Here is a 24,629-nt window from a genome sequence, read left to right on the forward strand (position 1 = left end):
GTCGTCACGCCGGAAACCACCGCGGTCGCCGTCGTCGCGCCGCTGCGGCCGGCGCTCCGAACGATCGTCGGAAGAGTTGGTGGACATCGACGTGACTCCTGTCTTCGGTACTGCATTCATTCTCACGCACCGATCACTTCGGCGCGCTTCGGCAAAAAACAAAAAGGACCCTTGGTCCCAGCATGAACGCTGGGACCAAGGGTCCTGAAAGATTGTTCGGCGGCGTCCTACTCTCCCACAGGGTCCCCCCTGCAGTACCATCGGCGCGGAAAGGCTTAGCTTCCGGGTTCGGAATGTAACCGGGCGTTTCCCTAACGCTATGACCACCGAAACCCTATCGGGTTCTAGCGAACAAGCACACTTTTTAGTTAAAGAGTGAAACTTGGTTCAACCAGCGATTGCGACTGTTCGCAACCCGGGAACCACACAGTGGACGCGAGCAACTGAGGACAAGCCCTCGGCCTATTAGTACCAGTCAACTCCACCCGTTACCAGGCTTCCATATCTGGCCTATCAACCCAGTCGTCTACTGGGAGCCTTAACCCCTCAAAGGGGGTGGGAGTACTCATCTCGAAGCAGGCTTCCCGCTTAGATGCTTTCAGCGGTTATCCTTTCCGAACGTAGCCAACCAGCCATGCCCTTGGCAGGACAACTGGCACACCAGAGGTTCGTCCGTCCCGGTCCTCTCGTACTAGGGACAGCCCTTCTCAATACTCCTACGCGCACAGCGGATAGGGACCGAACTGTCTCACGACGTTCTAAACCCAGCTCGCGTACCGCTTTAATGGGCGAACAGCCCAACCCTTGGGACCGACTCCAGCCCCAGGATGCGACGAGCCGACATCGAGGTGCCAAACCATCCCGTCGATATGGACTCTTGGGGAAGATCAGCCTGTTATCCCCGGGGTACCTTTTATCCGTTGAGCGACGGCGCTTCCACAAGCCACCGCCGGATCACTAGTCCCTACTTTCGTACCTGCTCGACCCGTCAGTCTCACAGTCAAGCTCCCTTGTGCACTTACACTCAACACCTGATTGCCAACCAGGCTGAGGGAACCTTTGGGCGCCTCCGTTACTCTTTAGGAGGCAACCGCCCCAGTTAAACTACCCACCAGACACTGTCCCTGATCCGGATCACGGACCCAGGTTAGACATCCAGCACGACCAGAGTGGTATTTCAACAATGACTCCACAACCACTGGCGTGGCCGCTTCAAAGTCTCCCACCTATCCTACACAAGCCGAACCGAACACCAATATCAAGCTATAGTAAAGGTCCCGGGGTCTTTCCGTCCTGCTGCGCGAAACGAGCATCTTTACTCGTAATGCAATTTCACCGGGCCTATGGTTGAGACAGTCGAGAAGTCGTTACGCCATTCGTGCAGGTCGGAACTTACCCGACAAGGAATTTCGCTACCTTAGGATGGTTATAGTTACCACCGCCGTTTACTGGCGCTTAAGTTCTCAGCTTCGCCACACCGAAATGTGACTAACCGGTCCCCTTAACGTTCCAGCACCGGGCAGGCGTCAGTCCGTATACATCGCCTTACGGCTTCGCACGGACCTGTGTTTTTAGTAAACAGTCGCTTCTCGCTGGTCTCTGCGGCCACCACCAGCTCAGGAAGTAAATTCCATCACCAGCAATGGCCCCCCTTCTCCCGAAGTTACGGGGGCATTTTGCCGAGTTCCTTAACCATAGTTCACCCGAACGCCTCGGTATTCTCTACCTGACCACCTGAGTCGGTTTAGGGTACGGGCCGCCATGAAACTCGCTAGAGGCTTTTCTCGACAGCATAGGATCATCCACTTCACCACAATCGGCTCGGCATCAGGTCTCACCCTTAACGTCATCCGGATTTGCCTAGATGACGGGCTACACCCTTACCCCGGGACAACCACCGCCCGGGCTGGACTACCTTCCTGCGTCACCCCATCGCTTACCTACTACCACCTTGGATCGGCGGCTCCACCACGTCCCTTTGTCCGAAGACTCCAGGCCGGCTTCACGGCCTTAGCATTAATGGATTCGATATTGGGCGTTTCAAAGCGGGTACCGGAATATCAACCGGTTGTCCATCGACTACGCCTGTCGGCCTCGCCTTAGGTCCCGACTTACCCTGGGCAGATCAGCTTGACCCAGGAACCCTTAGTCAATCGGCGCACACGTTTCCCACGTGTGTATCGCTACTCATGCCTGCATTCTCACTCGTGAACCGTCCACAACTCGTTTCCACGGCTGCTTCACCCGGCACACGACGCTCCCCTACCCATCACAGCCTCCGTTGGGAGTATTGCTGCAATGACATGACTTCGGCGGTGTGCTTGAGCCCCGCTACATTGTCGGCGCGGAATCACTTGACCAGTGAGCTATTACGCACTCTTTCAAGGATGGCTGCTTCTAAGCCAACCTCCTGGTTGTCTCTGCGACTCCACATCCTTTCCCACTTAGCACACGCTTAGGGGCCTTAGTCGATGCTCTGGGCTGTTTCCCTCTCGACCATGGAGCTTATCCCCCACAGTCTCACTGCCGCGCTCTCACTTACCGGCATTCGGAGTTTGGCTAAGGTCAGTAACCCGGTAGGGCCCATCGCCTATCCAGTGCTCTACCTCCGGCAAGAAACACACGACGCTGCACCTAAATGCATTTCGGGGAGAACCAGCTATCACGGAGTTTGATTGGCCTTTCACCCCTAACCACAGGTCATCCCCCAGGTTTTCAACCCTGGTGGGTTCGGTCCTCCACGAAGTCTTACCTCCGCTTCAACCTGCCCATGGCTAGATCACTCCGCTTCGGGTCTTGGGCACGCTACTCAACGCCCTATTCGGACTCGCTTTCGCTACGGCTTCCCCACACGGGTTAACCTCGCAACATACCGCAAACTCGCAGGCTCATTCTTCAAAAGGCACGCAGTCACGACGTTGAGTCCGAAGACTCAACGCGACGCTCCCACGGCTTGTAGGCACACGGTTTCAGGTACTATTTCACTCCGCTCCCGCGGTACTTTTCACCATTCCCTCACGGTACTATCCGCTATCGGTCACCAGGGAATATTTAGGCTTAACGGGTGGTCCCGCCAGATTCACACGGGATTTCTCGGGCCCCGTGCTACTTGGGTGTCTCTCAAACGAGCCGCTAATGTTTCAGCTACGGGGGTCTTACCCTCTACGCCGGACCTTTCGCATGTCCTTCGCCTACATCAACGGTTTCTGACTCGTCTCACAGCCGGCAGACTGTAAAAGAGAGATCCCACAACCCCAACCACGCAACCCCTGCCGGGTATCACACGTGACTGGTTTGGCCTCATCCGGTTTCGCTCGCCACTACTCCCGGAATCACGGTTGTTTTCTCTTCCTGCGGGTACTGAGATGTTTCACTTCCCCGCGTTCCCTCCACACTGCCTATGTGTTCAGCAGCGGGTGACAGCCCATGACGACTGCCGGGTTTCCCCATTCGGACACCCCCGGATCAAAGCTCGGTTGACAGCTCCCCGGGGCCTATCGTGGCCTCCCACGTCCTTCATCGGTTCCTGGTGCCAAGGCATCCACCGTGCGCCCTTAAAAACTTGGCCACAGATGCTCGCGTCCACTGTGCAGTTCTCAAGCAACGACCAGCCACCCACCACCCCAACCCGAAGGCTGAGTTCACTGGGGCCGGCATCGCGAAGGTCCAGACTCAACGGTCCGTACCCTCAGATACCCAACAACGTGCCCGGCCCACTTCACTCGTCCTCACGTTCCACGCCGAAGCAGTACTAGTGACAACCAATCAAGTGCGCCGAATAGTCAACGTTCCACCCATGAGCTAACCACCGTCGAACATTTGCCGACGTAGTGGCTCTGGATCTCTTACGAGATCTAGATGCTCCTTAGAAAGGAGGTGATCCAGCCGCACCTTCCGGTACGGCTACCTTGTTACGACTTCGTCCCAATCGCCAGTCCCACCTTCGACGATTCCCTCCCACAAGGGGTTGGGCCACCGGCTTCGGGTGTTACCGACTTTCGTGACGTGACGGGCGGTGTGTACAAGGCCCGGGAACGTATTCACCGCAGCAATGCTGATCTGCGATTACTAGCAACTCCGACTTCATGGGGTCGAGTTGCAGACCCCAATCCGAACTGAGACCGGCTTTTTGAGATTCGCTCCACCTCGCGGTATCGCAGCTCATTGTACCGGCCATTGTAGCACGTGTGCAGCCCAAGACATAAGGGGCATGATGACTTGACGTCGTCCCCACCTTCCTCCGAGTTGACCCCGGCAGTCTCCTGTGAGTCCCCATCACCCCGAAGGGCATGCTGGCAACACAGAACAAGGGTTGCGCTCGTTGCGGGACTTAACCCAACATCTCACGACACGAGCTGACGACAGCCATGCACCACCTGTACACCGACCACAAGGGGGCGCCTGTCTCCAGACGTTTCCGGTGTATGTCAAGCCTTGGTAAGGTTCTTCGCGTTGCGTCGAATTAAGCCACATGCTCCGCTGCTTGTGCGGGCCCCCGTCAATTCCTTTGAGTTTTAGCCTTGCGGCCGTACTCCCCAGGCGGGGAACTTAATGCGTTAGCTGCGGCACGGACGACGTGGAATGTCGCCCACACCTAGTTCCCAACGTTTACGGCGTGGACTACCAGGGTATCTAATCCTGTTCGCTCCCCACGCTTTCGCTCCTCAGCGTCAGTATCGGCCCAGAGATCCGCCTTCGCCACCGGTGTTCCTCCTGATATCTGCGCATTTCACCGCTACACCAGGAATTCCGATCTCCCCTACCGAACTCTAGCCTGCCCGTATCGAATGCAGACCCGGGGTTAAGCCCCGGGCTTTCACATCCGACGTGACAAGCCGCCTACGAGCTCTTTACGCCCAATAATTCCGGACAACGCTTGCGCCCTACGTATTACCGCGGCTGCTGGCACGTAGTTAGCCGGCGCTTCTTCTGCAGGTACCGTCACTCTCGCTTCTTCCCTGCTGAAAGAGGTTTACAACCCGAAGGCCGTCATCCCTCACGCGGCGTCGCTGCATCAGGCTTTCGCCCATTGTGCAATATTCCCCACTGCTGCCTCCCGTAGGAGTCTGGGCCGTGTCTCAGTCCCAGTGTGGCCGGTCGCCCTCTCAGGCCGGCTACCCGTCGTCGCCTTGGTAGGCCATCACCCCACCAACAAGCTGATAGGCCGCGGGCTCATCCTTCACCGCCGGAGCTTTCCACCACCAGACCATGCGGTCGGTGGTCGTATCCGGTATTAGACCCCGTTTCCAGGGCTTGTCCCAGAGTGAAGGGCAGATTGCCCACGTGTTACTCACCCGTTCGCCACTAATCCCCTCCCGAAGGAGGTTCATCGTTCGACTTGCATGTGTTAAGCACGCCGCCAGCGTTCGTCCTGAGCCAGGATCAAACTCTCCGTGAATGTTTACCGGTAATCCGGTGAAACACACACGAGAGCGGAACGACCAGACGGAATAGGTCCGGTCGTTCACAGCGTCCTCGCTGTGTGTGCCACCCCGACCGCATGGGCCGTGGTGGGCTTTTCAAAGGAACCTCATCCTCCGGAAGTGTTTCCGGTGGACGGGGTATCAACATATCTGGCGTTGACTTTTGGCACGCTGTTGAGTTCTCAAGGAACGGACGCTTCCTTTGTGCCTGTTTCAGCAGGCTCTCCGGGCGCTTCCCTTCGGTCTTGCGTTTCCGACTCTATCAGATCCTTGCGGGCCCGATTTTCGCCGGTGCGTTTCCGCCTTTCGGCTTCTTCGCGTTTCCGACCTTACCAGATCCGGATTCGTTTCGATTCCGGTTCCGATTTTCCGTCGGAGGTCGGCCTCGGAGCAGTTATTTACTGCTGCCCTTTCGGCGGTTACTACTTTAGCGGCTTTCCCTGGCGACTCATAATCGGGTCGGCTGGGGTCAAATTTCGGCAACGCGAAAGAGGACCCGTTAGGGAATCGTTGAGAGTAGTTGGTTGTGCCGCCTGGCGGTCTGCGCAGATAGCGCTGCCCGTCTCCAGCGGCTCGGGCTACGTTAGGCGGTTCGCGAAGCAGAGTCAAGAAGCGGTGGTGGTGCGGCGCCGGGGGACGTGGCGGCGGTAGGGGCTGACGGTGGGGTCGTCGGCGATCCAGTAGCGCCAGGGGTGGTCCGCGCCGTCTCCGCCGACGCCGGTGCGCGGGCCGTTGCGTACCCGCTCGGGGGCCGGTGGCCGGCCTAGGAGCAGGGAGAGCGGGGCGGCGCCGCCGGTGCACAGGTCGGTGCTGTCGAGGGTGCGGTCGATGTCCAGGGCGGTGGCCAGGCGGGCCGGGCCCTTCGCCAGTTCGTTGGTGCTGCGGGCCTTGGGGCGGCGGCCGGCGGCCAGGGGTGCGCCGGTGAGGATCTCGCCGGCGCGCAGCAGGACACCGCTCGCCTTGCCCTCGGGGCCGCAGACCACGTTGAGGCTGAACCACATCCCGTAGATGAAGTAGACGTACGCGTGGCCGGGTGGGCCGAACATGGCGGCGTTGCGTGCGGTGCGGCCGCGGTAGGCGTGGGAGCCCGGGTCGGTCTCGCCGTCGTACGCCTCGACCTCGGTGAGCCGGAGAGCGATCGGGCCCTCGGGGGTGTTGCGGAGGAGGGTCCGGCCCAGCAGGTCGGGGGCCACGTCCACGACCGGGCGGTCGAAGAAGTCCCGGGTGAGCGGCATTCGTTCCGGTACGTCGGTCATGCGGACCGAGCGTAGTGGAGCCGTTGTAGAGGGCGGCTGGCCATGGAAGTGCCGAGGTTGGGAAGGTGTGGCGTGGAACCGGCTTGCGCGGTTTCGCGTTCGTAGGAATCAAGCCGAGATCTCGGCGCGCTACACACAGCACAGGCGTTCCGCCTGGGGAGGACGAGCATGGGATTCAAGAAGCTGCTGGCGAGCCTGGGGGCCGGGGGCGCGTCGGTGGAGACGGTGCTCTTCGAGGAGAACGTCGTCCCGGGCGGGGTCGTGCAGGGCGAGGTGCGGATCCAGGGCGGTTCGGTGGCCCAGGAGATCCAGGGGCTGTCGGTCGGGCTCCAGGCGCGCGTCGAGGTGGAGAGCGGCGAGGAGGAGTACAAGCGGAACGTCGAGTTCACCAAGGTGCAGCTGGGCGGGGAGTTCACGGTGCAGCCGGGGGCGGCGCACACCGTGCCGTTCGGGCTGGAGATTCCGTGGGAGACGCCGATCACCACGTTCCTGGGGACGCATCTGCACGGGATGAGCGTCGGGGTGACGACGGAGCTGGCGATCGCGCGTGCGGTGGACTCCAGTGACCTGGACCCGGTGAATGTGCACCCGCTGCCGGCGCAGCAGGCGATCCTGGACGCGTTCGGGCGGCTCGGATTCCGCTTCAAGGCCGCTGACCTGGAGCAGGGTCACATCCGGGGCACGCGGCAGCAGCTGCCCTTCTACCAGGAGATCGAGTTCCACGCGCCGCAGCAGTACCGCGGGCTCAACCAGGTCGAGCTGTCGTTCGTGGCGGACGACCGGGAGATGGACGTGATCCTGGAGATGGACAAGAAGCCGGGGCTGTTCAGCGAGGGGTCGGACACCTACCGGTCGTTCACGGTCGGGCTGAACGACTTCGAGGGGACCGACTGGGCGGGATACCTCAACCAGTGGCTGGCGGAGGTCGGCGGTAAGCGGAACTGGCTCTAACCTGGCCGGACAGGTGTCAGCAAGCGACCAGGAGGTGTTGCAGTGTCCGAGCTGAAGCGGCGGCCGCTCCCGCACGATTTCCATCCGCCGGTGGCCGAGTTCACGGTGCTGAGCGACGAGGTGGAGCCGGGCGGGACGCTGCGGCCGGAGCAGGTCTTCTCGGCGGGGAACCGTTCACCGCAGCTGCGGTGGGAGGGTGCGCCCGCGGGGACGAAGAGCTACGCCGTCACCTGCTACGACCCGGACGCGCCGACGGGCAGCGGCTTCTGGCACTGGTCGCTGTTCGACATCCCGGCGTCGGTGACGGAGCTGCCGGCCGGTGCCGGGTCCGGCGACATGAAGGGGCTGCCCGAGGGCGCCGTGCATGTCCGTAACGACTACGGGACGCGGGAGTTCGGTGGCGCCGCGCCGCCGCCCGGGGACGGTCCGCACCGCTATGTGTTCACCGTCTACGCGGTGGACCAGGCGAAGCTCGGTCCGGACGCGGAGGCCTCGCCCGCGGTGGTGGGCTTCAATCTGCGGTTCCACACCCTCGGGCGGGCGCAGCTGATCGCCGAGTACGAGGTGCCGGCGGCGGGCTGAGCGCCGTAATTCCGTTGCGCCCCGGCGCTTCCCGCACGCAGAGTGGTGTCCGTGCCGCCGCCCCGTAAGAAGGGCGTCGGGCAGCTGGTACCGCAGTGGCGGGAGCGGCGGGGCGCAGGTGTGTCGCCGGCTGCTTGTCGGAGCCCGTACGTGTCTCGGGCGTCCTCGCCGGCTGCCGTTCGCTCCGGGTCTCGCGTGTTTCACGGGGGTGGGACCCGGAGCGCACGCTTTTCGCGCCGTGCGGGGCGCCGCCGGAGCACCTCTTTTTCATCTGCCGATCCCTCTCCATTTCCCTTGTGGCATACGGAAATTGCGTTGTTCGGGGAATACCTGCCGCTGCACAGTGGAGCAACTTCGCCGCGGGGGCGGAGCGGGTCCGGGAGGTGGACGGGATGCGCGAGACGCTGGTGCTCAATGCGAGCTTCGAGCCGCTGTCGACGGTGTCGCTGCGGCGTGCGGTGGTGCTGGTCATGCAGGACAAGGCCGTCGTCGAGCACGCTCACCCGGGGCTGCGCATCCGTGCCGCTTCGGTGGATGTGCCGGTACCGCAGGTGATCAGGCTGAGCAGGTACGTACGGGTGCCGTTCCGAAGACGGGCGCCGTGGTCGCGGCGGGGCGTGCTGGTGCGTGACCAGCACCGGTGCGCGTACTGCGGGCGCCGGGCGACGACCGTGGACCATGTCGTGCCGCGGTCGCACGGCGGTGGGGACACCTGGCTGAATACCGTCGCCTCATGTGCGGAGGACAACCACCGCAAGGCGGACCGGACGCCCGAGCAGGCGGGGATGCGGCTGCTGCGGCGCCCCTTCGAGCCGACGCCGGCGGACGCCCTGCTGTCGACGCTGGGGGTGTCGGTGCGGGACGGGCTGCCGGAGTGGCTGCCGGTGCCGGCGTAACGCGCACCGTCCGGAAGACGCGTCCGGCTCCCCCTACTTCAGGAGGAGCTGGACGATGGCCAGCAGGCCGACGAGCACGATGACGGCGCGGAGTGCGGTGGGCGGCATCCGTCGGCCGACCTTCGCGCCGATCTGGCCGCCGAGGGTGGAGCCCAGCGCGATCAGGGCGACGGCGGTCCAGTCGAAGTCCGCGACGAAGAGGAAGAAGACCGCCGCCACGCCGTTGACGACGGCCGCGAGGACGTTCTTGAGGGCGTTGAGCCGCTGGAGGTCCTCGTTGAGCAGCACGCCCATCAGGGCGACGTAGATCACCCCCTGCGCGGCGCCGAAGTAGCCGCCGTAGACGCTGGCCAGCATCAGGCCGAGGAGCAGGACGGGGCCACCGTCGGGGTGGGCGGTGGTGCCGTTGCGCTCGCGCCGGGCGCGGATCCTCGCGGCGAGCCTGGGCTGCGCGATGACGAGGACGAGGGCGACGGCGATCAGCACCGGGACGATGGTGTCGAAGGCCGCGGAGGGCAGCGCCAGGAGCAGGATCGCGCCGCCGAGGCCACCAATGAGGGCGACGGCGGCGAAGCGCAGCAGACGGCTGCGCTGGCCGGTCAGCTCACGGCGGTAGCCGACCGCGCCGCTGAGCGAACCGGGCACCAGGCCAAGGGTGTTGGAGACGTTGGCCGTGACGGGCGGCAAGCCGAAGGCGAGCAGTACCGGGAAGGTGATCAGCGTCCCGGATCCGACGATGGTGTTGATCGTGCCGGCGCCGATCCCGGCGGCGAAGACTGCGACTGCTTCCCCGATGGACAAGGCCATCTCCTCACATGGTCAGGGTCGCCTCCCCGCCATGAAGGTCGAGGGGCCACCACTGATCATGCACGAGGCTGAACGGTCAGTCGATCGGGGGCGCTTCACGGTTCGGCGAGCTGGGCTTGGGGATGGAACCGCCGCCCGCCGGGTTGAAGTTGCCGAGGGCGCCGCCGAGGCCCTTGAGGGCGTCGCCGATCTCGCTGGGCACGATCCAGAGCTTGTTGGCGTCGCCTTCGGCGATCTTCGGGAGCATCTGGAGGTACTGGTAGGAGAGCAGCTTCTGGTCCGGGTCTCCGGCGTGGATCGACTCGAAGACCACCCGGATCGCCTGGGCCTCGCCCTCGGCGCGCAGGGCCGCGGCCTTGGCCTCACCCTCGGCGCGCAGGATCGAGGACTGCTTCTCACCTTCGGCGGTGAGGATCTGGGACTGCCGGACACCTTCGGCCTGGAGGATGGCGGCGCGCTTGTCGCGGTCGGCGCGCATCTGCTTCTCCATCGAGTCCTGGATGGAGGTCGGCGGCTCGATGGCCTTCAACTCGACGCGGTTGACGCGGATGCCCCACTTGCCGGTGGCCTCGTCGAGGACGCCGCGCAGCGCCGCGTTGATCTCCTCACGGGAGGTCAGGGTCCGTTCGAGGTCCATGCCGCCGATGATGTTCCGCAGCGTGGTGACGGTGAGCTGCTCGATGGCCTGGATGTAACTGGCGACCTCGTACGTCGCGGCGCGGGCGTCGGTCACCTGGTAGTAGATGACGGTGTCGATGTTCACGACCAGGTTGTCCTGGGTGATCACCGGCTGTGGCGGGAACGGGACGACCTGCTCGCGGAGGTCGATGCGGTTCCGGATGGAGTCGATGAACGGAACGACGATGTTCAGGCCGGCGTTGAGGGTGCGGGTGTAGCGGCCGAAGCGCTCGACGATGGCGGCGCTGGCCTGTGGGATGACCTGGATCGTTTTGATGAGTGCGATGAACACGAGCACCACCAGGATGATCAGGACGATGATGATCGGTTCCACAGCGGCTCCCGTGCCCTTCGTTGCTGGTCCGTGCCGGCCGGCGACCGGCTTGCCGTTGATCAGTCTTTCAGAGACGTGGCTCGTCGCGCAGCGTGTTCGGGTCAGATGACGACAGCGGTGGCGCCTTCGATCTCGACGACGTCGACCTGCTGGCCGGGCTCATAGACCTGATTGCCGTCGAGCGCGCGGGCGGACCAGATCTCACCGGCGAGTTTGATGCGGCCGCCGGCTCCGCCGTCGACCCGCTCCAGGACCGTGGCGCTGCGGCCCTTCAACGCGTCGACTCCGGACGCGAGTTGGGGGCTCTGGCCGCGATGGCGGTTGGCGAGGGGGCGTACGACCGCGATCAGCGCGACCGATACGGCGGCGAAGACGATGAATTGCAGGACGGTGCCGCCACCGATGCCTGCGGTGACGGCACCGGCGACGGCGCCGACCGCGAGCATCCCGAATTCGGGCATCGCGGTCACGACGAGCGGAATGCCCAGTCCTACGGCGGCGATCAGCCACCACACCCATGGATCCACGGCTTCATGGTAGATCGGTGCGGCGGCCCGGGACAGGGCACGATCGGTCAGCGACGCGGACCCGGCGCCTCAAGTGGCCGGGCGGCGGGCGGCGCTCAGGTCAGGGGCAGGCCCTGCGCGGTCCAGCGGTCGTTGCCGTTGCGCTCGACGACCAGCGGGAGGCCGAAGCAGTGCGAGAGGTTGCTGGAGGTCAGCTCGAGTTCGAGCGGGCCGGCGGCCAGCACCTTGCCCTGACGGATCATCAGGACATGGGTGAAGCCGGGGGCGATCTCCTCGACATGGTGGGTGACCATGATCATGGAGGGGGCGTACGGGTCGCGGGCGAGGCGGCCGAGGCGGCGCACCAGGTCCTCACGGCCGCCGAGGTCGAGGCCGGCGGCCGGCTCGTCCAGCAGGAGCAGCTCGGGGTCGGTCATCATCGCGCGGGCGATCAGGGTGCGCTTGCGCTCGCCCTCGGAGAGGGTGCCGAACTTCCGGTCCAGGTAGGCGGTCATGCCGAGGCGGTCCAGGAAGGCCCGGGCGCGCTGCTCGTCGATGTCGTCGTAGTTCTCCTGCCAGCTGGCGGTCATGCCGTACGCGGCGGTGAGAACGGTCTGGAGCACGGTCTGGCTGCGCGGCAGCTTGTCGGCGAGGGCGATACCGGCGATGCCGATGCGCGGGCGGAGATCGAAGACGTCGACCTTGCCGAGTTCCTCGCCGAGGATCGAGGCGCTGCCGGAGCTCGGGAAGAGGTAGCTGGAGGCGAGGTTCAGCAGGGTGGTCTTGCCCGCCCCGTTGGGACCGAGGATGACCCAGCGCTCCCCCTCCTTCACCGACCAGGAGACCTGGTCCACCAGAGCCCGTCCTTCGCGGACCACGGATACGTCCACCAGCTCCAGCACATCGCTCATGAGCGCGTTGTCTCCCATTGCTTCTCGGTCGTCGCGTACACCTGTAGGCGCAGCCCCCCTGCAAACCTACGCCACTCGTTGTCGGTGCTCTTCCCTAGGCTGGGGACCATGCTCGATGAACCTCGTTCAGGACGGTTGGCGGCATGGGGAAATGCCCTTTTGGCCGGACTTGTCTCACCTGATGAAGCCGCGCACCGGATCGCGGAAGACGATGCGGTGCACCGCGTGGAGGGCCTGCCCGGGGAGGCGGCCCCGGTCGGGCTGACGCTCGCGCTGGGGCGGCTGCGGGCCCTGGGGGCGGCCGGCCTGCGGGTGGCGCTGCCGGCGCCCGGCCATCCGCTGGGACTGTGCGGACCGCCGGAATTCAACGCACGGGCCCTGGAAGCCGAGGAAGCGGTGATCGCCTCGGGGGCCGGGCTCGGGCTCATTCCGGAGACGTACGAGGCCGGTCCTGAGGGCGGCGCCGGGCCCGATGTGCATGTGGAGGTGGTCTGGCGCTGCCTGCCGGTGCGGGAGGCGCCGCCCGCCGATGTGCCGTCGCTGGGCGAGGCGGAGCGGGAGCTGGCGGAGGCGCTCCAGGAGGCGACCGCGCTGCTCTCCCGGTTGGACGTGGCCGGGTCCGGTCCGGTGGCGCAGGCGGCGCTGGCGGCGTACCGGGCGCGGGCGGAGGCCGGGCGGCAGGTGCTCGCTCCGGGGTATCCGCCGCGGGCGGTGCGGGTGCTGGAGCTGGCGCAGCGGGTCGGTGCGCTGATCGGCATCGCGCAGCAGGCCGGCGGGGACGGCCGGGAGCACGGCGCGGCGGTGAGTTCGTCGGAGATCGCGGCCCGTGCCGAGGCGCTGCGGCCGGTGGAGCGTACGGCCCGGCGGGCGCAGGTGGCGGCGTACAACTCCGCGGTGGAGGAGCGGGAGCGGAACCGGGGCTGAAACGGGACAGGCCCCGCCGGACCATTGTGTGGTCGACGGGGCCCGTGCCGAAGTGGGGCGCACGGCTCTGGGCAGGCGGAGCCGGGCACCCCAGATCGGACAACCTCAGTTGGCCTTCTTGGCGGTGCTCATGGGAGGGCGTGTTCCTCACGTGGTGGCACCGGGCCGGAATGGCGGAGGCGGAGGGAGGCGACCGGCCCCGCGCCCTGAGGGGCGGGCCGGTCCGGGGTGACCCGCGCGGACCGTGGCGTCGCGCGGGTCAGCCGGATCCTGCGGGCAGGCCCGTGCTCAGGGGTTGAGGCAGGGGGCGCCGAAGGTGGGGTTGAGCGCACCGATGACGGTGACGGTGGTGTCGCAGACGTTCACCGGGACGTGCACCGGGACCTGGACGTTGTTGCCGGAGACGATGCCCGGGGAGTCCATCGAGGCGCCCTGCGCCTGCGGGGTGTGCGCCGAGGCGATGCCGGCGCCCGCGAGGGCGAGACCACTCGCCGCCACAGTGACGGCCATTGCGCGCTTGATGTTCTTCACTTCTCTAGCTCCTCGTTGCCGTTGCCGTGGCCAGCCGCCACGACTGCACTGGACAACGGCCCGGCCCGGGAAGGGATACGCCAAACGGGCTACGGCTACACGACAGTATGAATCTCGGATCTGAAGACGACATTCCGCTTGCTGTCGTTGTACAAGAGCGCCGCGGCCGTACAGGACCGCGGCGCAGTTGCTTCTCCCCTGCGGCGGTCAGGCCCCGATGCCGTGGCGTACGGCCCACAGGGCGGCCTGGGTGCGGTCGGCGAGGTCGAGCTTCATGAGGATGTTGGAGACATGCGTCTTGACGGTCTTCTCGGACAGCACCAGCGCACGGGCGATCTCACGGTTGGAGCGGCCGTCCGCGATCAGGCCGAGGACCTCGCGCTCCCGGTCGGTGAGTGACGTACCGCGCCCCTGGCCGCCGTTGTTCTCCTCCTGGGCGAGCAGCGCGCCGGCCACCTCCGGCTGGAGCAGGACATGGCCCGCGTGGACGGAGCGGATGGCGCCGGCCAGGGCGTCCGGATCGATGTCCTTGTAGACATAGCCGGCCGCGCCCGCGCGCAGCGCCGGGACGACGGTGCGCTGTTCGGTGAAGCTGGTCACGATCAGCACCCGGGCGGGGTTGTCGAGTGCGCGCAGCTTGCGGAGCGCCTCGATACCGTCCATGCCGGGCATCTTGACGTCCATCAGGACCACGTCGGGGCGCAGTTCCTCGGCGGCGGCGATGCCCTCGGCCCCGTCGGCGGCCTCCCCCACCACCTCGATGTCCTCCTGGACCTCCAGGAACGTCCGCAGCCCGCGGCGCACGACCTGGTGATCGTCGACGAGCAGGACGCGGATGGCCCGCCCCTCGCCCGTCGCCCGGTGGCCCGGGCGCTCCCTGCCGTCGTCCCGGGGAAGCCCCATCGCACCGTCCTTGTCTCTCTCAGCCACCGGGCACCTCCATCTCGACAGCGGTGCCCTTGCCGGGCTCCGACTCCACGGTGAGCTTTCCCCCGACGCCGCCGGCCCGGTCGTGCATCGAGACCAGGCCGAGATGGCGGCCGGCCCGGCGGACCGCGCGGGGGTCGAAACCACAACCGTCATCGGCGATCCGCAGCAGCGCGCCCTGGCCGTCGCGGGCCAGGCTCACCTCGACGGCCTTGGCCCCGGAGTGCCGCAGGGCGTTGTGCAGCGCCTCCTGGGCCACCCGGAGAACGGCCTCCTCCTGGGCGGCGGGCAGCGCCCGGACGCCGTGGGCCTCGAAGGTGACCCGTGCGGAGTGGGCCCGGTCCAGGACCTGGACCTGTGAGCGCAGGGTGGCGACCAGGCCGTCCTCGTCCAGGGCCGCGGGGCGCAGCTCGATGACGGCGGCCCGCAGTTCGTCGGCGGCCTCCGCGGCCAGCGCGGCGACCTGGTGCAGCTCGTCCTTGGCGCGGGCCGGGTCCCGGTCGACCAGGGCGGTGGCGGCCTGGGCGGTGAGGCGGAGCGAGAAGAGCTTCTGGGCGACGGCGTCGTGCAGCTCGTGGGCGAGCCGGGCGCGCTCCCCGGCGATGGTGAGCTCGCGACTGCGCTCGTAGAGGCGGGCGTTGGTCAGGGCGATGGCGGCGTGCTGGGCGAGTATCCCGAGCAGCCGTTCGTCCTCCTCGGTGAAGCCGCAGCCGCCGGCCGGCTTGGGGCAGCGCTTGTTGGCCAGGAAGAGGGCGCCGAGGATCTCGTCACCATCGGCGACCGGCAGACCGAGGAAGTCGGACATATCGGGGTGCGCCGCGGGCCAGCCGCCGAAGCGCGGGTCCGCCCGGACGTCGGCGAGCCGCTCGGGGGTGGCGTTGTGCAGCATCGCGGCGAGGATGCCGTGCTGGCGGGGCAGCGGGCCGATGGCCTTCCACTGCTCGGCGCTGACACCGTCCACCACGAACTGGGCGAAGCCGCCGTGATCGTCGGGCACCCCCAGGGCGGCGTACTCGGCGTCCAGCAGTTCGCGGGCCGAGGCGACGATCGTCTTGAGGACGTCGCGCACCTCCAGATGCCTGCTCATCGCCAGGATCGCGGTGCTCACCGCGGGGATCCCGGCTCCCGGTCCGTTGGTCATGGGGCTCACCGTACCGGCGGCGCGACCAGCCCGTATCGGTCCGATGACGGCTGCCGCCTACACCCCCGGGCCTAGGCCGAATGCCCTGGCCACGGCCGGTCCGGCGGCCGACGTCCGGGGCGTGGTGCCGTTCCTACCGTGAGGGCGAGGGCCGGGCTCCCGGTCCGGACCGAAAGGGGATGTGATCATGCCGGTGGCGATCATCACGGGGGCATCGAAGGGGCTGGGCCGGGCACTCGCCGCGGCGCTGGCCGGGCGCGGCTGGGATCTGGTGGTGGACGCCCGGTCGGCGGGGCCGCTGGAGGAGGCGGCGCGGGAGCTGCGCGCAGCGGGACAGGGAGCGGGGCGAGGGGCGGCGGCACGGGTGGTGGCGCTGCCCGGGGACGTGGCGGACGCCGGGCACCGGGCGGCGCTGGTGGCGGCGGCCGGTGAGCTGGGCGGGCTCGATCTGCTGGTGAACAACGCGAGCATGCTGGGGGCCGAGCCGCTGGTGCGGCTGGCGGACCATCCACTGGACGGGCTGCGGGCGGCGCTGGAAGTGAATGTGGTGGCGCCACTCGGACTCATTCAGGAGGCTATGCCCCTTTTGCGAACCTCCTCCTATTCGCCGTCGTACGAGGAAGTCGCTTTTCGCTCAGATAGCGCCCTTCCGGGAAGCCTGGACAGCAATGGCGAGGCATACGATTCACACCACAATACCGAGAATGTCCGAAATGCCGGTTCGTCCGATTCGCCCCCTTATATAGGGACAGGTGGGGCGATTCTCAACATCAGCTCGGACGCGGCCGTCGCGGCCTATCCGACCTGGGGCGGATACGGGGCCGCCAAGGCGGCACTGGACCAGCAGTCGGCGGTGCTCGCGGAGGAGGAACCGGGACTGCGGGTGTGGTGGGTGGACCCGGGCGATATGCGGACCGATCTCTACGCGGCCGCCGCCCCGGACGACGACGCCTCGGGGCGCCCGCTGCCCGCGACGGTGGTCCCGGGGCTGCTGCGGCTGCTGGACGGCGGCGCCCCCAGCGGGCGGTATACGGCGGCGGCCATGCCCGGCGGGGCGAGCTCCCGGTGATCGCGGATCTGCTGCGGGTTCCGGAGGAGCTGTCGGCCCGGGTCCCGGCGGAGCAGCGGGGTCCCGGTCTGGGCCGGGACGCCGTACGGGTGCTGGTGAGCCGGGGCGCGGCCGAGGCCGGCCACCACAGCTTCGGGGAGCTGCCGGAGCTGCTGGCGGCCGGGGACGTCCTGGTGGTGAACACCTCGCGGACGCTGCCGGCCGCGGTGGACGGCCGGATCGGGGACGGCCGGGGGCGCGGTGAGCCGGTGGTGGTGCACTTCTCGACCCGCGGGGACCGGTGGCATCCGGCGGGCCGGGCGGCGGCCGGGCGCTGGGCGGTGGAGCTGCGCGGCCCGGACGGGCACGGCAGCACCCGGCCGCGGGCGGGCGGCCCGGCGGGCACCGTGGTGCGGCTGCCCGGCGGGGCACGGCTGACCCTGGAGGCCCCGGTGGACCCCGGGGGCGTACGGCTGTGGTGGGGGCGGGTGACGGGCGTACGGGTGCCGGAGCTGCTGCGGCGCCACGGGCGGCCGATCCGCTACGGCTACACGGACCGGGACCAGCCGCTGGCCGCGTACCAGACGGTGTTCGCCGTGGACGCGCCCGGCGGCGGCAGCGCGGAGATGCCGAGTGCCGCCCGGCCCTTCACCGCGGAGCTGGTGGCGCGGCTGGTGAGCAAGGGGTGCAGTTCGCGCCGATCGCGCTGCACACGGGGGTCGCGTCGGCGGAGGCGTTCGAGCCGCCGCACCCGGAGCGGTTCGTGGTGCCGCCGGTGACGGCGTGGCTGGTGAACGCCGCACGGGCACGGCGCGGGGCGGCGGCGCGGCGGGGCCGGGCGGCGGGCGGCACCCCGGCCGGACGGATCGTGGCGGTGGGGACCACGGCCGTACGGGCCCTGGAGTCGGCGGCCGGCGCGGACGGGCGGGTACGGACCGCGGCCGGCTGGACGGATCTGGTGGTGACGCCGGAGCGCGGGGTGCGGGCGGTGGACGGCCTGCTCACCGGGCTGCACGAGCCCACCGCGTCCCATCTGCTGATGCTGGAGGCGGTGGCGTCGGCGGCGGCAGGGGCGGCGGCCGGGGAGCTGCTGCGGGGCGCTTATGCGGCGGCGGTGCGGGAGCGCTATCTGTGGCACGAATTCGGGGATCTGCATCTGGTGCTGCCGGACTGAGCTCCGGAGGCGGCGGGTGCTGCGCCCGCCCCGTGAAGCGCCGCCCACGCAGCCGCCCACGCCGCCCGGATCCGGGCGGCGTGGGCGGCTGCGTGGGCGGCGGACGGCGGTACAGAGCAGCGCAGGCCCGTCGGCGAGCGCCCGCGGACGGTGATCCCGGCGCGCTTTCCCCGGACCGGAATGCGAAGTGTCCGATTTGACCAGAAAGTCCCTCGAAAGAGTCGCGGGCGAGTTCCGGCATATACAGACTGTGCATTTGCAATTACGTCTGGCGAGGCAAACCCCTCGGCACTGTGACGCCGCGCATAGGACGCAGGTCACTTACGAGCGGGGGTAGTGGAACCGTAAATACGGCGTGAGCTGGGCTGCTGCCATCCGGGACGGAATATTCCGCACCGTGGTTCCACTAAGCGGGATCGTACGTCACACCTTTGCCGGGGCAATTTCCTGCCGCTAAGAATGGCTTTCGTCGCTCGGCGCCGTGGTCGGAAACTCGGCGTTCGCCCCGCTCAAGGCCCGTGCGACCTCCCCCCATTCGGAAGGTCTGTCCCGCCATGCCTAAGCACCTCACTTCTGGTCTCCCCCGCCTGTCCCGGACCCACAAGCTCTCCGTCGCCGGTGTCGCCACCGCCGGCGCCGCCGCACTGGTCTTCAGCATCGTTCCGGGTGCCGGCGCGGACCAGGGCAAGAGCCAGGCCGCCGCCGTGGAGAACGTGAAGCCGGTTGCCTTCAGCGCCGTCGACACCGCCGCCAAGACCCAGCAGGCCACGATCACCCAGCAGGCGAACAACTCCGCCGCCAAGGGCAAGGCCGAGGCCGCCGCGAAGAAGGCCGCCGCCGAGAAGGCCGCCAAGGCCAAGGCCGCCGCCGTGGCGAAGGCGAAGGCCGAGAAGGCGCGTGCGGCGAAGGCCGCCGCGAGCCGCTCCCAGGTGCGCACCGCGATCCCCGCGGCCGCCCCGAAGCCGGCCGCGAAGCCCGTCGCCAAGCCCGCCGCCAAGGTCTACCCGGACAACCTTGACGGCTGGATCCGCGAGTCGCTGGACATCATGGCCAAGAAGGGCATCCCCGGCTCCTACGACGGCATCCACCGCAACATCATTCGGGAGTCCAGCGGTAACCCGATGGCCATCAACAACTGGGACATCAACGCCATCAACGGCACCCCGTCCAAGGGCCTGCTCCAGGTGATCCAGCCGACCTTCAACACGTACCACGTCGAGGGCACCTCCTGGAACCTGTACGACCCGGTCGCCAACATCACCGCCGCCTGCAACTACGCGGCCGACCGCTACGGCTCGATGGACAACGTCAACTCGGCGTACTGAGCCGGCGTTTGACGCAGTGCGCGGACGCGCACACCGCCGAGGGGCGGCACCCGTTTCGGGTGCCGCCCCTCGGGCGTTGTCGTGCGGTGCGCGTTACTTGCGCATGACCTCCGGCTCGTGGCGGCGCAGCAGCCGCGCGACCACGAAGGCGAGGCCGATGCCCAGCGTGATCAGGATGATCATGTCCATCACGTAGACGCCGGTCTGGTGCTTCCACAGCGGGTCCGGGTTGCCCAGCTCCCACGGCAGCAGCGTGTTCATATCGGCGGTCGCGCCCATCGCGGCGACGGCCCAGCGCGACGGCATCAGCCAGGCGAACTGCGCGACGCCCGGGGTGTCGAAGAGCTGGAAGAGCACGCCGGTGAAGACGACCTGGACGATGGCGAACATGACCAGCAGCGGCATGGTCTTCTCGGCGGTCTTGACCAGCGCGGAGATGATCAGGCCGAACATCATCGAGGTGAAGCCGAGCGCGATGATCGCCAGCGCCATCTCGATCGCCGGGGCCTTCGCCACGATGAGGCCCTCGCTGGGCATGTTCCGGGTCGAGAAGCCGATCACCGCGATGATCACGCCCTGGATGGCCGTGACCACGCCGAGCACGATCACCTTGGACATCAGATACGCGGACCGCGACAGACCGGTGGCCCGTTCGCGCTCGTAGATGACGCGCTCCTTGATGAGCTCACGGACCGAGTTGGCGGCGCCCGAGAAGCACATGCCGACCGCGAGGATCAGCATGATCGTGCTCGCGTCGCGGTTGGTGCGGTGTCTGTTCAGCGGACCGTAGCCGAGGCCGTAGTCGCTGGGGATCAGCATCGAGACCACACCGAGCACCGCGGGAAGGATCACCATCAGCCCGAGGAAACCGCGGTCGGAGGCGAGTACCGAGACATAGCGGCGCATCAGCGTCCACAGCTGCGAGCCCCAGCTCTGGGACTTCTGTATCCGGGCCGGCGGCACCTGGACGTTCACCGACTGCGGCGCGACGGCGTCGATGTCGGCGGCGTACATCTGGTAGTGCGGGGAGCCGCGCCAGCGCCCCATCCAGTCGTAGTCGCGGTAGTTCTCGAACGCCGAGAAGACATCCGCCCACGAGTCGTACTGGAAGAAGTTGAGCGCCTCGTCCGGCGGGCCGAAGTAGGCCACGCCGCCGCCCGGGGCCATCACCAGCAGCTTGTCGCAGAGCGCGAGTTCGGCCACCGAGTGTGTGACGACCAGGACCGTACGGCCGTCGTCGGCGAGGCCGCGCAGCAGCTGCATGACATCGCGGTCCATGCCCGGGTCGAGTCCGGAGGTCGGCTCGTCCAGGAAGATCAGTGACGGCTTGGTGAGCAGCTCCAGGGCCACCGACACCCGCTTGCGCTGACCACCGGAGAGCGAGGTGACCCGCTTGTCCTTGTGGATGTCGAGCTTGAGCTCGCGCAGCACCTCGTCGATCCGGGCCTCGCGCTCGGACTCCGCGGTGTCGCCCGGGAAGCGGAGCTTGGCGGCGTAGCGCAGCGCCTTCTGGACGGTCAGCTCCTTGTGCAGGATGTCGTCCTGCGGGACCAGACCGATGCGCTGGCGCAGTTCGGCGAACTGCTTGTAGAGGTTCCGGTTGTCGTAGAGGACATCGCCCTGGTTGGCGGGCCGGTAGCCGGTCAGCGCCTTGAGGAGGGTCGACTTGCCGGAGCCCGAGGGGCCGATGACCGCGACCAGCGACTTCTCCGGGACGGCGAAGGAGACGTCCTTGAGGATCTGCTTGCCGCCGTCGACGGTGACGGTCAGATGGCGGGCCGAGAAGGAGACCTCGCCGGTGTCGACGAACTCCTCCAGGCGGTCGCCGACCAGCCGGAAGGTGGAGTGACCGACACCGATGATGTCGTTCGGGCCGACCGGCGCCTTACCGGACTTGGGGACCGGCTGGCCGTTGACGTACGTGCCGTTGTGGCTGCCGAGGTCATGGATCTCGAAACGGCCGTCGGGGGTGGCGCGGAACTCGGCGTGGTGGCGGGAGACCTGGAGGTCGGAGACGACCAGCTCGTTCTCCAGCGCACGGCCGATGCGCATCACCCGGCCCATGTCCAGGCGGTGGAAGGTGGTCGGGCTGCGGTCGCCGTGGACCGGTCCGCCGCCCGCCTGCTGCGCCGGGCGCTCCTGCTGCGGAGGCGCGGCCTGCTGGGGCTGCTGCGCCTGCTGGGGCGGGATGTAGGGCGGCTGCTGAGCCTGCTGCGGCGCCTGCCAGCCCTGCTGGGCCGGCGGCTGGTGCGCCGGGGGCGCCTGCCAGCCCTGCGCGGCCTGCTGCTGCGGCGCGCTCGCGGGCGGCGCGCTGAAGGCGTTGGCGGCCGGGGCCGGGGCCGACAGGGTCACCCGGGGGCCGTCGGTGGCATTGCCCAGATGCACGATCGAGCCGGGGCCGATCTCCATCTGGTGGATCCGCTGGCCCTGCGCGTAGGTCCCGTTGGTGCTGCCCTGGTCTTCGATGATCCAGCTGCGGCCTGCCCATCTCACGGTGGCGTGCCGCCAGGAGACCCTGGCGTCGTCGAGCACCATGTCGCCCTGCGGATCACGGCCCACGTTGTAGGACCGGGACGGGTCGAGCGTCCAGGTCCGTCCGTTCAATTCGAGTACGAGTTCAGGCACTCCACGCCCCATTACATAGTCCCCCGAGTGACGCCCTGTATGGGAAGTCCAGGGATGGCGAACATCGTGAGGAACTATTTCAGGCTCGGCCCACCGACCGGAAACCGGGACGGGACCGGGGTGCAAGGAGTTCGCGCCGGTGCGCCAAACGGTCCCGGAGCACGGGAAGAACCCATGGATGGGCAGAGATCATCGGATACCGGGTGTTACGGACGGACCGGGTGCGGCGGGGAGCGGCGGCGGCCGCCGAGTACGCCATGCACGTCCGCCCCGGAGGCCGCATGATGGGATGAAGCGGACGAATGCCCGGGTGGCGGGGCGACCCGTCGCGGTCGCGCTCCCCCGGCCTGCCGAACGCTTTGGCCCGGCAAGGTCGTTGGCATGCCGAGCGGATGCCCTGGCCAACGGCCCGGGGCGGGCCGGACACGACTCCATAACGATCGACGGCGGCGGTCCGGGCCGGGAGCCACGGGGTGCGGGCGCGGGGAACGGGGCAGCGCCGGTCCGAACCCCGGACGCCCGTACGGGCCCGCCCGCCCGGCGGCTACCGTAAGGGCACCATGAGCGCATCGCAGACCCCGCCTGCCACCGCCGTACCGGGCGATGACGTACCGACCCTTCTCGTGAAGATCTTCGGGAAGGACCGGCCCGGCATCACCGCTGGCCTCTTCGACACCCTGGCTGCCTACTCCGTCGACGTCGTGGACATCGAACAGGTGGTGACCCGAGGACGCATCACGCTGTGCGCACTGGTCACCGCCCCCTCCCCAGGAGGCTCCGGCTCCACCGAGGGCGACCTGCGGGCCACCGTGCACAGCTGGGCCGAGTCCCTGAACCTCCAGGCGGAGATCATCTCCGGCCGGGGCGACAACCGTCCGCGCGGCACCGGACGTTCGCACGTCACCGTGCTGGGGCATCCGCTCACGGCCGAGTCGGCCGCCGCGATCGCCGCCGCCATAACGTCCACCGGCGGCAACATCGACCGTATCTTCCGACTCGCCAAGTATCCGGTGACGGCCGTCGAGTTCGCGGTCTCCGGTGCGGCGACCGAGGCGCTGCGCACCGTGCTGGCGCCCGAGGCCGCACAGCTCGGGGTGGATGTCGCCGTGGTGGCGGCCGGGCTCCAGCGCCGGGCACAACGGCTGGTCGTCATGGACGTCGACTCGACGCTCATCCAGGACGAGGTCATCGAGCTGTTCGCGGCGCACGCCGGCTGTGAGGCCGAGGTCGCCGAGGTCACCGCCGCCGCGATGCGCGGTGAGCTGGACTTCGAGCAGTCGCTGCACGCCCGGGTCGAGCTGCTCGGCGGCCTCGACGCGTCCGTGGTCGACACCGTACGCAAGGAGGTGCGGCTCACCCCCGGCGCCCGCACCCTGGTCCGGACCCTCAAGCGGCTCGGCTACCAAGTCGGCGTCGTCTCGGGCGGTTTCACCCAGGTCACCGATGCGCTCAAGGAGGAGCTGGGGCTGGACTTCGCCTCCGCCAACACCCTGGAGATCGTCGACGGCAAGCTCACCGGGCGGGTCACCGGCGCCATCGTGGACCGGGCCGGCAAGGCCCGGCTGCTGCGGGACTTCGCCCAGCAGGCCGGGGTGCCGCTCGCGCAGACCGTGGCGATCGGCGACGGCGCCAATGACCTCGACATGCTCAACGCGGCCGGGCTCGGGGTCGCCTTCAACGCCAAGCCGGTGGTGCGGGAGGCGGCGCACACCGCGGTGAATGTGCCGTTCCTGGACACCGTGCTGTATCTGCTGGGCATCACCCGCGACGAGGTCGAGGCGGCGGACACCCACGTCGGGTGACGGCACGGCCGGTGCCCGCGCCGACGCGATCACGTCGGGCAACGGCCACCACTGGCACGGCCACGCCCGGCAACCGCCACATCCGGCACGGCTGCGGCCGGCACCGCCACATCTGGTACGGCCGGCGGCCTGCACCGCCCGGCGGGACCGTCCCTTGCTCAGCCGAGGGCCCCGGCAGAAACCTCTCTGCCGGGGCCCTCGTCGTCTCCGCTCCCCGCACGCACCGGGCGTGCGCGGGCGCCGGGATCAGTCGTGCGGCGTCCAGTACGCGACCAGCCGTCCGACGCCGTGCTCGACGGACTTCCAGGAGCCGTTGAAGGTCAGCACGGCCACCGAGGCGGTCGGGAAGCCGCTGCGGTTCATCCGCGGCAGCAGATCGCCCTCGGCCTCACCGGAGAGGGCGTCCGCGAGGGCGTGCACACCGGGGTTGTGCCCGACCAGCATCAGGTCGTTCACCTCGTCGGAGGTCTCGTTCAGCAGCGCGATGAGCTCGCCGAGGGAGGCTTCGTAGATCCGCTCCTCATAGACGGTCTTGGGGCGCTGCGGTAGTTCATGGACGGCGAGCTTCCATGTCTCGCGGGTCCGCACTGACGTCGAGCACAGGGTCAGATCTGGGGTGATCCCGGCTCCGGCCAGCCAGCGGCCGGCGACCGGGGCATCCTTGCGGCCGCGGCCGGCGAGCGGACGCTCATGATCGCTGCTGTCCGACCATTCGGCCTTGGCATGTCGGAGGAGGACAATCCGGCGGGGTGTATCGGCGCTCATGCGTCCCAGCTTCGCACGAAAGG

The 24,629-nt window shown here is 67.8% G+C and carries 17 protein-coding genes, 3 rRNA genes and 1 pseudogene; 8 read left to right on the forward strand and 13 right to left on the reverse strand.

Going from position 1 to position 24,629, the window contains the following annotated elements:
• Nucleotides 1–214: 214 nt before the first annotated feature.
• The 4 genes from rrf to QT196_RS09435 form a co-directional block, all read right to left on the reverse strand.
• Nucleotides 215–331: ribosomal RNA gene (rrf, locus tag QT196_RS09420) — 5S ribosomal RNA — on the reverse strand.
• Between the two features lie 114 nt (nucleotides 332–445).
• Nucleotides 446–3,568 (reverse strand): 23S ribosomal RNA (locus QT196_RS09425).
• Between the two features lie 301 nt (nucleotides 3,569–3,869).
• Nucleotides 3,870–5,398, reverse strand: a 16S ribosomal RNA gene (locus QT196_RS09430).
• The 16S, 23S and 5S rRNA genes sit together here, the layout of an rRNA operon.
• Nucleotides 5,399–6,028: 630 nt before the next feature.
• Nucleotides 6,029–6,679, reverse strand: a complete 651-nt coding sequence (locus QT196_RS09435) for a DNA-3-methyladenine glycosylase (RefSeq protein ID WP_168478465.1) — start codon at nucleotides 6,677–6,679, stop codon at nucleotides 6,029–6,031.
• A gap of 168 nt (nucleotides 6,680–6,847) precedes the next feature.
• Between QT196_RS09435 and QT196_RS09440 the strand changes: the two genes are divergently transcribed.
• The 3 genes from QT196_RS09440 to QT196_RS09450 all read left to right on the forward strand — a co-directional run bounded on the left by QT196_RS09440 (nucleotide 6,848) and on the right by QT196_RS09450 (nucleotide 9,108).
• A complete protein-coding gene (locus tag QT196_RS09440; protein WP_168478466.1) occupies nucleotides 6,848–7,630 on the forward strand; it encodes a sporulation protein in 783 nt (260 codons plus the stop codon).
• A gap of 42 nt (nucleotides 7,631–7,672) precedes the next feature.
• Nucleotides 7,673–8,212: a YbhB/YbcL family Raf kinase inhibitor-like protein gene (locus QT196_RS09445; protein ID WP_168478467.1), complete on the forward strand. Its 540-nt coding sequence runs from the start codon at nucleotides 7,673–7,675 to the stop codon at nucleotides 8,210–8,212.
• Between the two features lie 392 nt (nucleotides 8,213–8,604).
• Complete coding sequence (locus tag QT196_RS09450) at nucleotides 8,605–9,108, forward strand: HNH endonuclease (protein ID WP_042161512.1); 504 nt, start codon at nucleotides 8,605–8,607, stop codon at nucleotides 9,106–9,108.
• Between the two features lie 33 nt (nucleotides 9,109–9,141).
• Here QT196_RS09450 and QT196_RS09455 read toward each other — a convergent pair whose 3' ends face one another.
• From QT196_RS09455 to QT196_RS09470, 4 genes are all read right to left on the reverse strand, one after another.
• A complete protein-coding gene (locus QT196_RS09455) occupies nucleotides 9,142–9,909 on the reverse strand; it encodes a sulfite exporter TauE/SafE family protein (RefSeq protein ID WP_266730011.1) in 768 nt (255 codons plus the stop codon).
• 82 nt (nucleotides 9,910–9,991) lie between these two features.
• The gene (locus QT196_RS09460; protein WP_168478469.1) at nucleotides 9,992–10,927 is read right to left on the reverse strand and encodes an SPFH domain-containing protein; all 936 of its coding nucleotides are present in this window, start codon (nucleotides 10,925–10,927) and stop codon (nucleotides 9,992–9,994) included.
• Between the two features lie 101 nt (nucleotides 10,928–11,028).
• Nucleotides 11,029–11,442, reverse strand: coding sequence for an NfeD family protein (locus tag QT196_RS09465; RefSeq protein WP_085927206.1), 414 nt, complete (start codon nucleotides 11,440–11,442; stop codon nucleotides 11,029–11,031).
• Between the two features lie 107 nt (nucleotides 11,443–11,549).
• Nucleotides 11,550–12,362, reverse strand: coding sequence for an ABC transporter ATP-binding protein (locus QT196_RS09470; protein ID WP_085927207.1), 813 nt, complete (start codon nucleotides 12,360–12,362; stop codon nucleotides 11,550–11,552).
• 90 nt (nucleotides 12,363–12,452) lie between these two features.
• Between QT196_RS09470 and QT196_RS09475 the strand changes: the two genes are divergently transcribed.
• Nucleotides 12,453–13,268 carry a hypothetical protein gene (locus QT196_RS09475; RefSeq protein WP_290354739.1) on the forward strand — a complete coding sequence of 272 codons (816 nt, stop codon included), beginning with the start codon at nucleotides 12,453–12,455 and terminating at the stop codon, nucleotides 13,266–13,268.
• Nucleotides 13,269–13,556: 288 nt separating this feature from the next.
• Here QT196_RS09475 and QT196_RS09480 read toward each other — a convergent pair whose 3' ends face one another.
• The 3 genes from QT196_RS09480 to QT196_RS09490 all read right to left on the reverse strand — a co-directional run bounded on the left by QT196_RS09480 (nucleotide 13,557) and on the right by QT196_RS09490 (nucleotide 15,867).
• Nucleotides 13,557–13,799 carry a chaplin gene (locus QT196_RS09480; protein WP_168478471.1) on the reverse strand — a complete coding sequence of 81 codons (243 nt, stop codon included), beginning with the start codon at nucleotides 13,797–13,799 and terminating at the stop codon, nucleotides 13,557–13,559.
• A 207-nt stretch (nucleotides 13,800–14,006) separates the two neighbouring features.
• Nucleotides 14,007–14,702: a response regulator transcription factor gene (locus tag QT196_RS09485; protein WP_248001587.1), complete on the reverse strand. Its 696-nt coding sequence runs from the start codon at nucleotides 14,700–14,702 to the stop codon at nucleotides 14,007–14,009.
• A 19-nt stretch (nucleotides 14,703–14,721) separates the two neighbouring features.
• A complete protein-coding gene (locus tag QT196_RS09490) occupies nucleotides 14,722–15,867 on the reverse strand; it encodes a GAF domain-containing sensor histidine kinase (protein ID WP_290354740.1) in 1,146 nt (381 codons plus the stop codon).
• A 187-nt stretch (nucleotides 15,868–16,054) separates the two neighbouring features.
• Between QT196_RS09490 and QT196_RS09495 the strand changes: the two genes are divergently transcribed.
• The 3 genes and pseudogenes from QT196_RS09495 (at nucleotide 16,055) to QT196_RS09505 (ending at nucleotide 19,414) form a co-directional block, all read left to right on the forward strand.
• Complete coding sequence (locus QT196_RS09495) at nucleotides 16,055–16,936, forward strand: SDR family NAD(P)-dependent oxidoreductase (RefSeq protein WP_290354741.1); 882 nt, start codon at nucleotides 16,055–16,057, stop codon at nucleotides 16,934–16,936.
• Nucleotides 16,936–18,089: pseudogene (locus tag QT196_RS09500) on the forward strand (S-adenosylmethionine:tRNA ribosyltransferase-isomerase). The gene QT196_RS09495 and the pseudogene QT196_RS09500 overlap by 1 nt, the downstream one beginning before the upstream one ends.
• Nucleotides 18,090–18,643: 554 nt before the next feature.
• Complete coding sequence (locus QT196_RS09505) at nucleotides 18,644–19,414, forward strand: transglycosylase SLT domain-containing protein (protein ID WP_266730021.1); 771 nt, start codon at nucleotides 18,644–18,646, stop codon at nucleotides 19,412–19,414.
• A 93-nt stretch (nucleotides 19,415–19,507) separates the two neighbouring features.
• Here QT196_RS09505 and QT196_RS09510 read toward each other — a convergent pair whose 3' ends face one another.
• Entirely contained in the window at nucleotides 19,508–22,051 is a 2,544-nt protein-coding gene (locus tag QT196_RS09510; RefSeq protein ID WP_290354742.1) for an FHA domain-containing protein, read from the reverse strand.
• 548 nt (nucleotides 22,052–22,599) lie between these two features.
• On the opposite strand from QT196_RS09510, the gene serB reads away from it, so the two are divergent.
• Nucleotides 22,600–23,841 carry a phosphoserine phosphatase SerB gene (gene serB, locus QT196_RS09515; protein WP_290354743.1) on the forward strand — a complete coding sequence of 414 codons (1,242 nt, stop codon included), beginning with the start codon at nucleotides 22,600–22,602 and terminating at the stop codon, nucleotides 23,839–23,841.
• A gap of 246 nt (nucleotides 23,842–24,087) precedes the next feature.
• Here serB and QT196_RS09520 read toward each other — a convergent pair whose 3' ends face one another.
• Nucleotides 24,088–24,606, reverse strand: coding sequence for a histidine phosphatase family protein (locus tag QT196_RS09520; RefSeq protein WP_042161540.1), 519 nt, complete (start codon nucleotides 24,604–24,606; stop codon nucleotides 24,088–24,090).
• Nucleotides 24,607–24,629 lie beyond the last annotated feature (23 nt).

This window comes from Streptomyces sp. P9-2B-2 (assembly GCF_030406865.1).
Classification (GTDB): Bacteria; Actinomycetota; Actinomycetes; order Streptomycetales; family Streptomycetaceae; genus Streptomyces; species Streptomyces platensis.

What these genes read in the sequence shown, in the direction of transcription:
- QT196_RS09435 (WP_168478465.1), bottom strand. Translation starts at nt 6,679, where the DNA reads ATGACCGACGTACCGGAACGAATGCCGCTCACCCGGGACTTCTTCGAC.
- QT196_RS09440 (WP_168478466.1), top strand. Translation starts at nt 6,848, where the DNA reads ATGGGATTCAAGAAGCTGCTGGCGAGCCTGGGGGCCGGGGGCGCGTCG.
- QT196_RS09450 (WP_042161512.1), top strand. Translation starts at nt 8,605, where the DNA reads ATGCGCGAGACGCTGGTGCTCAATGCGAGCTTCGAGCCGCTGTCGACG.
- QT196_RS09470 (WP_085927207.1), bottom strand. Translation starts at nt 12,362, where the DNA reads ATGGGAGACAACGCGCTCATGAGCGATGTGCTGGAGCTGGTGGACGTA.
- QT196_RS09475 (WP_290354739.1), top strand. Translation starts at nt 12,453, where the DNA reads ATGCTCGATGAACCTCGTTCAGGACGGTTGGCGGCATGGGGAAATGCC.
- QT196_RS09485 (WP_248001587.1), bottom strand. Translation starts at nt 14,702, where the DNA reads ATGGGGCTTCCCCGGGACGACGGCAGGGAGCGCCCGGGCCACCGGGCG.
- QT196_RS09490 (WP_290354740.1), bottom strand. Translation starts at nt 15,867, where the DNA reads ATGACCAACGGACCGGGAGCCGGGATCCCCGCGGTGAGCACCGCGATC.
- QT196_RS09495 (WP_290354741.1), top strand. Translation starts at nt 16,055, where the DNA reads ATGCCGGTGGCGATCATCACGGGGGCATCGAAGGGGCTGGGCCGGGCA.
- QT196_RS09505 (WP_266730021.1), top strand. Translation starts at nt 18,644, where the DNA reads ATGCCTAAGCACCTCACTTCTGGTCTCCCCCGCCTGTCCCGGACCCAC.
- QT196_RS09510 (WP_290354742.1), bottom strand. Translation starts at nt 22,051, where the DNA reads ATGGGGCGTGGAGTGCCTGAACTCGTACTCGAATTGAACGGACGGACC.
- serB (WP_290354743.1), top strand. Translation starts at nt 22,600, where the DNA reads ATGAGCGCATCGCAGACCCCGCCTGCCACCGCCGTACCGGGCGATGAC.
- QT196_RS09520 (WP_042161540.1), bottom strand. Translation starts at nt 24,606, where the DNA reads ATGAGCGCCGATACACCCCGCCGGATTGTCCTCCTCCGACATGCCAAG.